Below are 14586 nucleotides of genomic sequence, written 5' to 3'. Positions count from 1 at the left end.
CCCCTGCTTTTTCTTTTTCTATGTACATTAGACTAATTTGATAAAATTTGAATGAAAAGTCCTGCAAAAAATTAAATTAAGCAAAGAAAAGTGACCTTTTTAACTTGTTGCTCTGCCCTATGTTTATTTAGAATAATGGAGCAGGTAATAAATTTGCACACCCCCTTTGTTGCGAATTCTTCTTATTAAACGTTCTTGCAGCGTTTAATAAGAAGAGCCTATTAAAACACAAAAAACCCTTGCTGACGATATCAACAAGGGCGAGAGATAAATGGTATTAACCACCAATGATTTTTTCTGCAACTTCGAATGAACCTGCAACGTTTTGCGTCAGAACAGTCGCAGCGACCGCTAAACCAACAACGAATAATACTTTTAATCCTGTTTTCATCTTAAATCAACCCCATTCTTTTCATATGTAAATCCGCTTCTAAACTTTTGTTCAAGTAAAAAACAGACTGCTCATAAAGTGCTTGCTTTTCACAATATTTTGCTGCAAATTGTGATAGCTCTTTTACTTCATGATATTCATTCTTCTCTTCTAACTTTCTTAATTTCTCATCAATTTGCTTAAATCTTTGCGGTGCATGCGTTAAGTAAAGATCATGTACGATGCCTATTTTTAGCTGAAACACTTCATGAGAAGCATCTTTCATTCTGGCATATGCAGCCTCTATATATTGGCTTGCACGCTGCTTTTCACCAATCACACAGAGTTCCCGGCTGATCAGATACGTAGAATGGAAAAAGAAATCTGAATCATAATACTCTTGATGGGACAGTGCTTTTTCAAGATGACGTATCGATTCCTTCGGTTTGTTCCAAAATGAATATAAAATGGCCACATTGTGATGATGCTGAGCCAGCATAAAATCATCCTGCTCGCTTGTCAAAACCTCTTCTGCCAAACGATAATTCTCAAGCGCCTCTTCATACCGGCCGATCTCTGTTAGATTCGCTGCTATGAGGGAGTATGAAAGGGCCGTTCTTCTTTCATACTGCTTGTGCCGCTTATAGACGTGCAGCGCTCTGCGGATATAGGTTAATGAGAGCATGATATGACTGAGCCGGTAATAAAGCCATGCCACTTTAAAATCGAAATCAGCACGTTCGATCTCACTTGGAATTTTATCTAAGAGCTTTTCAGCACTTTGATACATTTGCAATGCAACCTCATAATTACCTTGATGCTGCTCATACACACCCTCATAAAAATCAAAATAATAGGCAAGACGGTTAGACAGGTCATCTTCTTTTTTTCCATAATGACCCTCTATGCTTTTCGTTGAAACATTGCCCTTTTGCCCTCTTAAATTGTACATAAGAATGTGATGCCTCTTCTCAAGAAGAGAATAGTAAATGAGAATATCCGCATCGTCAATTTCCTCTACCGCTTGTTTCGCTTTGGCAAATAACCGTTCTGCCTCATCTGCATGATCTTTTTTGATTTCCATGTTCCAGTCATTTAATAGTGATGCCAATTCCGCAACAGGAACTTTGCTCATTCTACACCCCCAATCACCTTCAGCTGCAACACATGATTTCACTAAATATGGAACTTCTATTAGCAATTGCTAATTAGTCCATTTGACATCATTTTAATATGAATCACTTGAATCTTCAATAACCGTTTCCATTGAAAGTGCGTTTCTTTCTCCTAGTCAATGATATTTGCGAAAAAATTCCGCCTTTTTTTAAAATAAACATCTTGAGATGAAATGAAAAAAGCCCAATGTCAAGGCTTTCTAATCTGATGATGGTCCATAGCAGCTTTTCATTTATCCAGTTTCTTTATATAATATGATCAATCACTTACACGCCTCAGTAGCTCTAGAAGGGAAGAGCGCCGTAAAACAAATTGTAGCTGGCGGGTCGCAAGGCAAGGGTTTCAGAAGCACCGAAAAGCACATGAGCTGAGACAGGTGAAATTCCTGTCGGTGAAATTCCGTAGGGAAGCGTGTTGCCCCTAGCCTATGCTTACGAAAGGAGTGCGGGTTCGAATCCCGTCTGAGGCTTATGAGGTAGATGGATTGGGAGGATAAAATATTATGCATGTGTTTGAAGAATATATCAGCAAAATCGGTAACCCCGAGCTGAAGCAGCGCACTCAAGCCATCTTACAATGGGTAGAAGACACATTCCCTCAATTAGAGCCAAGAATTGCTTGGAATCAGCCCATGTTCACAGATCACGGCACATTTATTATTGGGTTTAGCGTGGCAAAACATCACATTTCTGTCGCACCAGAAGCAAAAGGAATTGATCAATTTTCAGCTGACATTGTACAAGCTGGGTACGATCATGGGAAAAATCTGTTTCGCATGAAAGAAAGCTTGCCAGTTGATTATCCTCTCCTAAAAAAAATCATCGAATTTAATATCGAAGACAAAGCGGATTGTTCAACGTTTTGGCGAAAATAAACAGTACCCCGATCTCAGCTTTACAGATCGGGGTATTTTGCTGCAACAATATTATTTTGTTCTCTTCCCCACCAATTTTTGTTCAAGCCATTCATAACATGACAAGAGGGCATCAACGCTCTTTTGGCATATCGGCAAATATACAACGGCGACGGCTGTTAAACACGCTATAACAGCTCCTGCTAAGACATCAAATGGATAATGAACACCTACCCAAATCCTTGAAAAACCAACAGCACAGGCAATGATTAGCCAATACATATGGCGTTTGTGAAACAGCCAAAAGATCACGCAAATCGAAAAAATAAAGATGGTATGATCACTCGGAAACGAGTTATTCACTTCCTTTTGAATCAAAAGATTGACGCGGCTCATTTCTGCAAAGGGCTGCTGATTAAAATAAAACCCCCCAGCGATTTTCCCAAGTAACTCGGCGAGTACGAAGGTCAGTCCGGCAGAAACAACCATCGCCCTATTGTACCTGCTGCGATTTTGAAACCATACGAACAGACACACGAGCGCTGCCAGCAGCACTGTATATTCAGCTAGTCCAATAAATATTGGATTCAAGTAACCATGATCGATACTGAGTTCATTCACCCACCTAAATAAATCTTCATTAAGTCCCCGCATCTCATTTCATCCCTTTTTACTTGATTTACGATAAGGATAATTGTAATGAGATGTCTGCCTCCATCGATCGAACGAACAAACCATGGAATCATATGACATGTTTGTCACTTTGCTGTCACCTGAACTCATGTACTAACTAAAAACTCATCAAAAGCTATTAAATCACAGGAACAAAACTGTTATAATAGAACATAAGTTTGCATTTTATCAAAAAGGGGTTACTGCATATGATCAAAACGGTAGACGGCAATATATTAGAGGCAAGCGAAGACATCATTTGTCACCAGGTGAACTGTAAAGGAGTCATGGGAGCTGGATTAGCGAAACAGATCAAAAGCAAATATCCGAATGTGTACAAAGATTATAAACAGTTATGTACAGAACAAGGAGATGACTTGTTAAGCTCCGTTCAACTCATCACAACAAAAGACGGAAAAACAATGGCCAACTTATTTGCCCAAGCTGGATACGGAAGAACAAGACAGCAAACAGACTACGATGCCTTACGCAACTGCTTTCAACACCTAAAGGATACAGTGACACAATCACCTGAAGAGAAAAACCCAACGTCCATCGCCATTCCATACGGGATCGGCTGCGGATTAGCAGGCGGCGATTGGACGATTGTGGAAGAGATGATTGAAGAGGTGCTGGGTGATTGTGAAGTGACGGTTTATCAGTTTAGATAATGGAAATGAGATTTTATGAAACATATATGAGAAATACCCTCCTTAAATTGGAGGGTATTGTGCGTTAGTTATCGTCTTTATTTTTTATATAATTTAATACGGCTTCTTTATCTTCCTCATCTTCAGGGAGATATCCCAAATTTTCATATTCCCAAATAGCCATTCGTTGATAGGTATTGTAATGAGAGTTCAATACATCATCATAATTAAAATCAATGGTAAATCGATTCCTATTCTTGATTTTCAGCGTTAAATTTGTCCAAGTTTTTTGCTCATTAATTTTAAATTCATCTCTGAGTTTCTTAAAAGAATCCTGTAAATTAATTAATAAGTCATCATATATATTTTCACTGACCTCAAATATATCAGGAATATCATGAGAATAAATATATTCTTGTTGTTTGTTTGTATTAAAGAAAAAATAAACTTCACGAGAGTCATCCAGAATTTCCGCATATAGCAAAACATTCTCCCAATCAACAGGTATTATTTCATTTATTGTATTCAAAATTTCTTGATAAACTTCATTCGATGGTTCCATTTCCATTGAATTAACCTCCTGGCTTATTTTCAATCGATACCTTTTTAACTCTCCTAGCTCCAATTTTATACTTAATTTTAAATAAAGTTGGTCGCATAGAATCTCCTTCATATCTAATGCTTTCTATGGAAACTGATACTGTCTGAGGTGGATCTTTCCTCAAGGCTGCCAACCATTCCTGCTCCAACTGATACCATTTCCCACCACTACGATTAATCTGTGAACTCATCGGAACAAGGTTATCAATATCCCCGGAACCTTTAAAAATAGACGCTATCAAATGACCTCCATCATCATCCATTAATCGATCCGGCTTCCCTGAATTGGATTGGGCATATTGGTTTCTTTTAACCTCTCCGTATTTTAAATCACTTGCTTCGACTTTGACAATACGTCCGTAGTGGTCGGTTGTGTAGGTGTAGCCTTGCTTTGTTGAATAAACAACATTTGGTTTTAACACTTTTTTACGTTTCCATCTCACATAGTGATCTCCGTAACTGACAACGGTTGGTGGTGATTTTGGTGCTGGTAAGCGTCTGCCTGTCTTAGAGATGCCGTATCCTGAATTGTTGTCTAGACGCTTCGCCATAGAGAGGAGTTTATTTTTGAGATTTTCTCCGTCAAACACGTTATACGGCAGCTTCGGGCCGCCAGCCATTTGAAATTTTGGTGAGTATGGCAATAGATTCGGAATAGAAACTCTGTCTAATGATTTTGCTCCTTGCTCAAGGCCTTTCTTCACCGTCGTTTTGGCTGCTGTTGTTCCCGTTTTTGTTATGGCACCTGCCCCTTTAGAACCAAAGACGATTTCTGCTAGAGAACCGGTCGCATAGGCAAACCAGTGTGATCGAGAATATGCATCACCATCGATAACTTCTTTTTGGAATGAGTCTGAAATCGACTTTCCAATCGCTTTCGACGTTTCAATTGGATGAGAAACAGCCGTTACGACCGATTCAACGGCACCTCCAGGATCTGTCACAAGATCGTAGATGCCAACTACTGTATCTTTGGCCACATCATACAGACCAACTGCTGCTCCTTTTACAACATCAACGAACCCCTCTGATGCTTCTTCCTGCGCTTTGATCTGGAGAAGCTGGCTGTAATACATTTTTTGATCGTAAGAAAGATTTTCATATCCAATTTCGTCTACAATCTCAAAGTATTTCTCTTCTGATATACACGAAGGATCGTTGAGTTTTTCTTTCAATTCTTTGATTCTTCGTTTCTCTTTTTCTTCTTTTTTCACCTTTAAATATGCTTTCACCTGTGCATCGATTTTATCATGATTCTTGTACACATCTGTCTCATGAAATGCTTTTGCATCGTAATACATGGGCTGCGCATTTTTCCCTTTTCCTGTAGCAGCCATCATTTTTGCATAAAAAGTTGAGAGGTGTTTTTCAATCGCTTCTGATTTTGCGTATTCTGTTTTTAGCTCATGGTCTATTTTATGTAAAGCATCAATTGCCTCTTTTCTTTTTTTGTTCGCATCATCTAAATGTTCATTGACCTCTTTACTTGAAAATACATTCAGTTCTATGAGATCACTGATGTCATCAAAAATAGTGGATAGGGCTTCTTTTTGTTCCTTGACCATATCTTTATTATTCTGAATCCCTTGTTTCAGTTGAGCGTCTAAGAAATGCTCATCAATAAATGTACTCCCGCCTAACGATTCATCATCAAGCTTTCCTTTTACCCCATCTAAAAACGCTTTTTGCATATCGATAAAGTCAAGATAAGTGTCTGTGTAAAGCGCAAGATCCTCATAAAAGGCTTTGATATTGTCTGCACCTTTTCCAGTAAATTCATTACCTAATCCCGACACACTTTTTAATGCTTTTTTCACATGCTGCATTTCGTCTCGAAGCTCCTGATAGACTTTTGACCTTTGTTCGACAGCTGACAGTAAAGATGGAGCATCTAATATTTTCATATAAAAAAGACTCCTTTTATGGCGTATTCTTTTACTAGAATACCATAAGGAGTCTTACACTTTAATCCACTTTATCGTTTTTTAACCAATTATCCTCCAGAGCTCCTTCTTGATGCGACGGTTTGGACATCATCATGTTGAGGTTGAATGAAACCACTTTTTATTTTATAAAAAGAGTGCTCTGAGTTTCTTTAAACTGTTTTTCGTTTAGATAGAACCTTGTCAAGAACTGTGACTCCGACAGCAATAGCAAGAGTAAAAGCCCCAATCCAAGGAAGATAATTCAACAAACCATTTTTGACAGCAATACCGCCGATACCAGCTCCACCTGCCATTCCAAGTTGTCCCAAAGCACTGTGCAAACTAAGCACAATGCTTGCCGCAGCAGGGGCAAGGCTTATTAACTGAAATTGTATTGGCGAGCCGGAAGACCAAGCTGCAAGCGCCCAGAAAATAAGTAATACATAGAAAAGAAAAGCAAACTGACCGATAAACGGGAAGAGCAATAGTGCAATAGCATGGAGTAACATTCCTCCAGTTAATGTACGAAATGCCCCCCACTTATCTGTACTAAAGCCTCCTAATTGAGCTCCAATAGCACTAGCAATCCCAAAAATAAAGAGTGCTGTCGTTACCCCATGATTGCTCATGCCGAATATATCTAGGAAATATGGTGAAATATACGTAAATACAACGGAATATGCACCTAACCATAGAAAAGTTATAAGCAAGTATGCTGCGATACGTGGTCTCATAAAAAATTTAAACTGCTCACGTAAAGGTACGGGTTTTTCAGCAACTGTTTTTGGTATAGCAAACAAAGTTAAGACAGAGAAAAGTAATCCTACTGCCCCAATTCCAATGAATATGACATTCCAATCATAATGTGAAGCCACAACTCTTCCTATAGGTACACCTGCAACCAAAGCAGAACTTTGTCCCATAATAACTGTAGCAATCGCACCTCCTTGCTTTCCTGGAGCTGCTAAAACTGCAGCAAGGGTTAGAACTGTGACTTGCATAACACCAGCACTAAGGGCAGAGATTATTCTAGCTGACATTAGCATTTCATACCCTGTTATTATCGCAATAAGAATATTAATGACAGAGAAAACGGTTAAAGCATAGACAAGAAGTTTTTTTCGGTCCATTCGAGCAAACATAGCAATTAGAAAGGGTGTCCCTGCACCAAAAGCTACTGAAAACACAGTGATTAACTGTCCTGCAGATGAAACTGAAATGTGATTAGCCTCAGCAATTTTGTCTAAGATTCCCGCAATAACATATTCTGATGTACCATTAAGAAAACTAATGGCAGCTAATAAATAAATTTTCCACATATTTGACAAAATAATTCACACCTATTTGTTTTATATTTCGATATTTCTAGAAATACAGATTTATTTTCATAAATTAACCGAGCGCTTGAAAAATTAACTGTAAAGAGCTTAAAGTGTTACGCTTCTTATACTTTTGGAGAACTTGCTTTGACAGCCGTTGTTATACTGGCTTTTACAATGTAGACAGGAACAAGTTCCAATTCAGTTACAGGTTCTGAAAAAGCAGTGGTAGTTGAAAATGTAACTCTCAAACAAGATAAGTAAAAGCTATGGGCGCCTTCCTCGGTAGAGAAAAGCCACTTTTTTGCAGATTTTTACTTGTTCTTAAGATACAGTCCATCCTCAAAAGCATCCCCTGCTTTTTCTCCTATTTTATGGTAATTCCTACTTCCCCTATCAAATACAAGTGGGCTGAATTTATCCAGATTGATTTTACCTTTCTCATCTAGTATATCCTCCTCAACACTGATGTTCACGATTTCAGCAATCATGCGCCATTCTTTTTCATTATAACTTTTCACTTTACACTCTAACGCAAATGGAAGTTCCTCAATCAGTGGTGCATCAACAAAGTCCGCCTTAACTGCATGAAATCCAGCTCTTGCAAATTTATCTGGAACCTCATTTCCAGTTTCATTTCCAAGATAATCACATGCCTCAAGAAAAGACGCATCTGACATGCTTACGGTAAATGCACCATGCAGCATAATATTCTTTAACGTCTTTCGTTCTGAACTAATGCAGATTGAAATTTCATTTTCATTACTAATACCGCCCCATGTAGAAGCCATGGCATTCGGAATTCCATTTTCGTCATACGCTGCAATAATAAAAACTGGTTGTGGTAACACGTAAGATTTTGCTCCAATATTTTTTCTCATTATCTTTCTCCTTTTGGTTTTATTTCGGTATTTCTAGAAATTTAGATTTAATTTCATAAATTAACCGAACGTTTGAAAAATTAGCTGTAAAGAGCTGATTTTTGCATGTAGAAAAAGTGATCTTTACAGTTTCTTTAAAAATGTTTTATAAAGGTGACACCCTTGAATTTAACGCACTTATGATAAAGATAGATGGTTCGCTTTAGCTTTTTTATATAAAGTACTAGTAATGGATCTACTCAAAATTTAGATGAGGATACCTATCGAGTAATTTAGCCATAATCCGGACAAGAAAAATCATACCTCTTATTTCTATATTTCCTTAAGTATAGAAATAAGAAAAATTACTCCATCACATATGGAGCATACTTTCCAATCAACTCACGGTCTAGGCTGTAGTATATATATGTGCCTTCTTTATAAGTACTCATTAGCCCGCAATCAGTTAATTGTTTTAAGTGATGGGATAAAGTTGATCCAGCAATTGATTCAAGTTTTATTCCTATATCTGAACAACATAAATTTGCTTCATTAGCAAGCAAACGAGCAATTTTTAATCGGGTTGGTTCACCGAGTGCTTTATATATTTTTGTCGCCTGCTGTAACTTCGAGTTATTCTCCATCATTATCACCCCCTTTCCTGAATAAATACTTCAAATGAGTACTAGCTAACCTTACAGTTATAAGAATAGATTTATTTCACAGATAACCCCTCTTCATTAGCATGAGCTGACTTAGTGATTTTCCATCCCAATAACATAACAATGAAACCTAAAAGTATAAGAAGATATAATGTTGGAACGAAACTGCCTAGAAAATCATGGAGAAAACCGATGATAAACGGGCCCGTTGCACCAATCATGTATCCAATTGCTTGAGTCATTGCTGACCAAGTACTTGCTTCCATAGGGGACGATGCCTTATCTATCGGTAATAATAAAGTGAGTGAGACAAGACCGCCACTGCCAATCCCTAGACATATACTTGAAACAATAGGTGTCACGTTTGTAAAACATAAAAGAGATAATCCAGTCATTACACTAAGGGTAAAGACTAAAATCCAAAGTCTTCTACTTGGCAGCTTCTTCAAGAGACTAGGCAATAAAAGAGTAGCTGGCAATTGTGCAATCATAGCTATTGTACCTACAAGACCACCAAATGCTGACGTCCATCCTTTTTCCTCTACGATGGCTGGTAGCCAAGCTGCAAAACAATAAAACATAAGAGTGACAAGCCCTACAAAAGAGGTTAATAACCACGCCTTTTTATTTTTTAATGGCAAGGAGGCACTTCTCTTTTGTGATGCTGTATGTGTATGAGAATGTTTAATGACCATAAGCCAAAGTGGAACAGCCATTAGAGCAAGAATACTCCAGAACGCTAATCCGTTTTTCCATGAATTATTGAGCCAGTGTTGAAGTGGTGTCGTCAGCCCAATAGAAATGGATGCTCCAACTACCATTGAAGTAGAATATACGCCTATCATGGAGGCTGCCTTCTCCGGAAAGTAACTTTTGATGAAACCAGAGAGCAAAGGACTTACAATCCCAATTCCCGCACCAATGAATAAAGCCGTTATCAATAGATAGATAGACGAATTTGTAAAGACACGCGAAAGCGTTACAATACCTATAAAAGCGATAAAAAATGTGATGGTTTTCTCTGATTGATAGCGATTTGCTAAACGACCAGCGAATAACGAGCAAAAGCCAAAACATAATAAAGGAATAGATGTAAGTAGACTAGCTGAAGCAGAACTCATGCCTAATTCATTTGATATTCCGTGCAAAACTGGACTAACTGAAGTTATACCAGGCCTAAGATTAAATGCAGCTAATATAAGTGCAAATAGAAATAATATATGACGACTGATCAAATTTGTTACCTCCGATACTTTTCTTGATGTGTAATCCTATTTAATGGTACATGAAGCCACAACATAAATAAAATGCATATTAATCATGCAACACATAAACAAATTGATATGACATTTTTAGTATAAAAGCAAAAAGCTGAAGCCTCCACCGCTGGGAGTCATCAGCTTTTTTGCTTTAATTAGGGCAAAGGATCTATCCTATCTTATAAATCTGGCATCGATAAGATTTTAATGGTTCGGAACCTGATATGGGGTCAATCTCATCGGTACCTATTAATTGATTGACATTTGCACCTTCTACTGAAAATGGATCAAATCCAGCTAATTCAAGTTCATCACACTCATCCCACCAGCCCGCTTGAGTATATATTGTCCCCACGGGTATACTTTCTGTCAGTCGAGCGACTGCCTTCATCCTGCCGAAAGGAGAGGCTAAATAAATCCATTCACCTTCATTTAGCCTATACATTTGAGCTGTTTGGGGATGGATTTCAGCAAAAGGATCGGGATGCAGTTTTCTTAGTCTAGCAATATTACGATGCTGGCTATGACAAAAACTTTTTAATTTAAAAGAAGAAAGAACTAACGGAAAATCATTCGATTGATTCTGATATTGCGGAACAGTTAATGGTTTTTCAAATTGAGGCAGTGGAGCATATCCATGCTCTAACAAAAACTCGGAATAAATCTCCAGCTTTCTTGTCGGAGTAGAAAAACCTTTGACTCTTTCATTCATTTTTTCTCTATATTTACAATATTTTATTTTTAAGGGCACAGACAGACCTTCAGGGTGAGATCGAAGTTGGTCTAATGTGACATTCACTGGTTTAAGATAGTCATTAAACGCTTTCTCAATATTTCCATTCCAAAACTCTTCTTGATAACCCATTTCAACCGCTATTTCCATGATTATTTGTAGATCAGGACGAGCTTCCCCAGGAGCCTTTGACATTGCAGGTTTGTATTGAATATGTTGATCCGTTTGTAAATTCCCTTCAAAGCCTGCCAACAAACTTGGGGACTCCCATGCATGTGCAGCTGGTAATACAATGTCTGCAAACTTCGTCATTGGACTATGAAACATGTCAACGTGTACATGAAATTCTAATTTTTTCAAGGCTTCTATCATATTCTTGGTTCCAGGGTTTTGAGTGACCATATTACCCCCAAAACTTAACAAGCCTCTCATATAATACGGAGATTCGTTTAATACAGCATGAACAAAATCATACCCTGAAGCAGATATTTTGGGAGCACCTAAAGGTCTCTGATCTAATCCTAAACGCTTCTGCTCTTGTGAAGTTGGCAGTAAATCTTGACCTTTTATTAAGTTTACTGGTAAAGACGGGAGGATAATATTCCCCCCTTGCTTATCAAAACAACCGGTCAGACTATAAAGGATACATAATGCTCGATTGGTAGATGAACTATTTACATGCTGTTCTAATCCATTCCATGAATAATAGGTTATCGGATTTTCTTGGCTTAATAATTCCCCAAGTTCCGTTAATTTCTCAGCTGGAATACCCGTTATTTTTTCCACATGTTCCATTCTAAATGAAGATACTTGTTTCAATAATTGAGAAAAAACGGTTTCTGAAGAAACGTCCTCATTTTCGTATTCGCCTGAAAGTAAAATATGTTCTGACCATGTCTCAGGATCTGCCCGAGTATCGATTTTAAATGGCTTCTGTTTTTGATCAAGAACTAAAAATTCATATGGCTGATGATGTGCTGGTCGAAGGAATTTTCCTGTTCGCTTATCCACTAAGAAAGGGGCATTGGTCCATTGGAGAAGAAATTGCTCATCATACGAATGGTTCTCAATCAAAAATTGAAGACACCCTAATATTAAAGCGATATCAGTTCCATGATTCGGAGAAATCCATAAATCTGCTGCGGCAGCTGTCGTTGTTCGGCGTGGATCGATGACTACTAGTTTACTGCCTCTTTTTCTAGCTGCCATGAGCCTTTTCCAAGTCTGAAGATTCGTATCTGCTGGATTGTGCCCCCATATCAATATCAAGCTAGCACGTTCAAAGTCGGGTTGAGGCAATCCAACACCATATGTGTATTTTGATCCCTCGTCCCTTGTCCACTGGCAGACATTGGTATGAGAAATATAGTTGGGGGTGCCGTATAGATTCATCAAGCGCTGTAAATATGGCCCCCAGCTAAAACTTCCGCTTGCACCAACTGTTGGAAAAGTGTAAGAAACTGTTTCTGCCCCTGTTTCAGAACGAATCTGTTTTAGTTTACTTGCAATGGTTTGGATGGCTTCTTCCCATGTGATTTTCTCCCATAGTGGATCTTGCCCCTTTGGGTTAGTTCTCTTTAAAGGAAAAACGATGCGATCAGGATGATTGACGATTTGAGGTGCTGCTGCTCCTTTTGGACAGATTCCCCCATTCGGATGATTTTTATCCGGGAGCACCTTTACTAACTGATTATTTTGTGTAACGGATATCACTCCACATTTTGAAACGCATTGCGAACAAAATCCCGCTCTTCTTTTTTCACTAGTACTCATCATCCTTCTCTCCTTTTTAAGATTGAAGTCATTGGTCAAAAACTAGGAATTTTTTCGGGTGAATGGTGAAGCATACATCTCAAATACGGATTTCTGTCATTTTAAGATAAAGAAAATATCTCTTCTAAATGCTGATCCGTCTTTTCAAATACTTTCTCCATGTCAGGCTTGAGCGCCGAATGATTTGAGAGTGTTTTTAATGGTTTCATCCCTATGAATTGCTGTGCTTTGTGCATTGCAACTAGGACCTCGTCTACTTCCTTCCCCTCAAAGAAAGGCTGCTCTATCGGATTATCGAACACCCATTCACCTGCACCCCAAGTAACAGAAAGCATGTAATGACGTCCTTCTAATAAACCTCCTTCACCATAAATATCTGTCCCTCTATAAAAAATTCCGTGCTCATATACAGTATCCATGTACTTCTTAAATGCAGCAGGATAGTGATACCAATAAACTGGTGTTTGAATAATCACAAAATCAGCCCATTTGAATTTTTCCTGTTCTTCTTTTACATCATAGTGATTTGCAACAATTGTGGTTTTAACATGATAAAGTGGGCTTAGCTTGTCTACCATTCTTTCTACTAATGTCTGGTTTAATTGGCCTTTGGCCATCTCATGGTACTCATGTGCGTTAATGATTAAAATATTTTTCACGTTAATCCTCCTATAAAATTCAAACCCAAAATGATAAGGTTATGATGATCATCACCTTAATGAGTATGATTAGCCTCACTTATTGTCTCGGATTATATCTTGAAGTTCTATTTTCTTTTATGGTACATTAAGTTCCAATATAAATGAAATGCATATTAATCATACAGGAGATAACAAAAACGCTATGAATAGATCGCAAATTCAACTAATTGTCCAAATTTCTGAAACAGGAAGTTTTACAAAAGCCGGTGAGGAATTACATATGACACAGCCGGCTGTAAGTCGAGCCGTAGCTACAATTGAATCGCAACTAGGAACAAAGTTAATTGAAAGAGATAAGAAAAATGGCTTATTTTTCACAGATATAGGAGAACGTATATTAGTTATTTTCAGGAAGGTTCTAAGTGAATTACAAAAAGTAGATGAATTAGTTGCAGCTGAACAAGGGTTAGAGATTGGGAAGATACATATAGGAGCTTACCGAACTGCTTGTACTAGATTTATTCCTAAAATCATACGTGCAATGGAGAATCAATATCCAGGCCTAGAAATCAAACTTTCAGAAGGGAGTGTAGATCAAGTTAAAGAGTGGTTACGTTCTAAATACATTGATGTGGGCATTATTATTCCTCCTGATAAAGATTTTGATACCGTACATTTAATGAAAGATCAACTGATTGTACTGATGCATTCAAGCCATCCTTTATATCAGAAAGAAATAATAAGTATTCCCGACTTACAAGGTGAAGATATACTATTGGGGAAAGGGGGTTATGAGGTACAAGTTCATGATTTATTTAAAAAGTATAACGTAACTCCTCACGTTCGGTTTGAAATGGAGTATATAGAGACAGGATTAAGTATGATACAAGAAGGTTTAGGAATAACCATTACAACTAAAAAAAATATTTGGTCACTGCCAGACCAAGTCGTTTTTCGTGAATTAACACCAGATACGTTCAGAGATATCAATATTGCAGTGCTTGATATGAAAGATATATCCAAAGCAACAGATGCCTTTATTCAAACAGCTCTTAGGCTTTTTGCTACCGAAGATGGTTAACTGTCTCTGGAT

The 14586-nt window shown here is 37.9% G+C and carries 13 protein-coding genes; 3 read left to right on the top strand and 10 right to left on the bottom strand.

Features of this window, described 5'->3' with window-relative positions:
- Positions 1–392: 392 nt before the first annotated feature.
- On the bottom strand, positions 393–1505 hold the full coding sequence (locus NSQ34_RS08480; RefSeq protein WP_254001698.1) for a tetratricopeptide repeat protein: 1113 nt from the start codon (positions 1503–1505) through the stop codon (positions 393–395).
- Between the two features lie 543 nt (positions 1506–2048).
- Here NSQ34_RS08480 and NSQ34_RS08475 point away from each other — a divergent pair.
- Positions 2049–2420 (top strand): iron chaperone, encoded by a 372-nt coding sequence (locus NSQ34_RS08475; RefSeq protein WP_024427060.1) that lies wholly within the window; start codon positions 2049–2051, stop codon positions 2418–2420.
- A 51-nt stretch (positions 2421–2471) separates the two neighbouring features.
- On the opposite strand, the gene NSQ34_RS08470 is transcribed toward NSQ34_RS08475, so the two are convergent.
- Positions 2472–3053, bottom strand: a complete 582-nt coding sequence (locus NSQ34_RS08470; RefSeq protein WP_024427059.1) for an undecaprenyl-diphosphatase — start codon at positions 3051–3053, stop codon at positions 2472–2474.
- A 227-nt stretch (positions 3054–3280) separates the two neighbouring features.
- On the opposite strand from NSQ34_RS08470, the gene NSQ34_RS08465 reads away from it, so the two are divergent.
- Positions 3281–3742 carry a macro domain-containing protein gene (locus NSQ34_RS08465; RefSeq protein WP_176967419.1) on the top strand — a complete coding sequence of 154 codons (462 nt, stop codon included), beginning with the start codon at positions 3281–3283 and terminating at the stop codon, positions 3740–3742.
- A 64-nt stretch (positions 3743–3806) separates the two neighbouring features.
- On the opposite strand, the gene NSQ34_RS08460 is transcribed toward NSQ34_RS08465, so the two are convergent.
- From NSQ34_RS08460 to NSQ34_RS08425, 8 genes are all read right to left on the bottom strand, one after another.
- Positions 3807–4289 carry an antitoxin YezG family protein gene (locus NSQ34_RS08460; protein ID WP_024427057.1) on the bottom strand — a complete coding sequence of 161 codons (483 nt, stop codon included), beginning with the start codon at positions 4287–4289 and terminating at the stop codon, positions 3807–3809.
- Between the two features lie 4 nt (positions 4290–4293).
- Entirely contained in the window at positions 4294–6225 is a 1932-nt protein-coding gene (locus NSQ34_RS08455; protein ID WP_061109899.1) for a T7SS effector LXG polymorphic toxin, read from the bottom strand.
- Positions 6226–6416: 191 nt separating this feature from the next.
- On the bottom strand, positions 6417–7565 hold the full coding sequence (locus NSQ34_RS08450; protein WP_051149977.1) for an MFS transporter: 1149 nt from the start codon (positions 7563–7565) through the stop codon (positions 6417–6419).
- Between the two features lie 314 nt (positions 7566–7879).
- Positions 7880–8446 carry a flavin reductase family protein gene (locus NSQ34_RS08445; protein WP_024427054.1) on the bottom strand — a complete coding sequence of 189 codons (567 nt, stop codon included), beginning with the start codon at positions 8444–8446 and terminating at the stop codon, positions 7880–7882.
- A 344-nt stretch (positions 8447–8790) separates the two neighbouring features.
- Positions 8791–9072: a metalloregulator ArsR/SmtB family transcription factor gene (locus NSQ34_RS08440; protein ID WP_024427053.1), complete on the bottom strand. Its 282-nt coding sequence runs from the start codon at positions 9070–9072 to the stop codon at positions 8791–8793.
- 68 nt (positions 9073–9140) lie between these two features.
- The gene (locus NSQ34_RS08435; RefSeq protein ID WP_051149976.1) at positions 9141–10322 is read right to left on the bottom strand and encodes an MFS transporter; all 1182 of its coding nucleotides are present in this window, start codon (positions 10320–10322) and stop codon (positions 9141–9143) included.
- A 193-nt stretch (positions 10323–10515) separates the two neighbouring features.
- Positions 10516–12852, bottom strand: coding sequence for a molybdopterin-dependent oxidoreductase (locus tag NSQ34_RS08430; protein WP_061109898.1), 2337 nt, complete (start codon positions 12850–12852; stop codon positions 10516–10518).
- 101 nt (positions 12853–12953) lie between these two features.
- Positions 12954–13511, bottom strand: a complete 558-nt coding sequence (locus NSQ34_RS08425; protein WP_024427050.1) for an NAD(P)H-dependent oxidoreductase — start codon at positions 13509–13511, stop codon at positions 12954–12956.
- A gap of 184 nt (positions 13512–13695) precedes the next feature.
- Between NSQ34_RS08425 and NSQ34_RS08420 the strand changes: the two genes are divergently transcribed.
- Positions 13696–14574, top strand: coding sequence for a LysR family transcriptional regulator (locus NSQ34_RS08420; RefSeq protein WP_024427049.1), 879 nt, complete (start codon positions 13696–13698; stop codon positions 14572–14574).
- Positions 14575–14586: the final 12 nt, after the last annotated feature.

The organism is Bacillus sp. FSL P2-0069 (assembly GCF_038593315.1).
GTDB classification, from domain to species: Bacteria; Bacillota; Bacilli; order Bacillales; family Bacillaceae; genus Bacillus; species Bacillus safensis.
The sequence above is the reverse complement of the archived record's forward strand: the minus strand, read 5'-3'. Positions and strand labels throughout refer to the sequence as shown.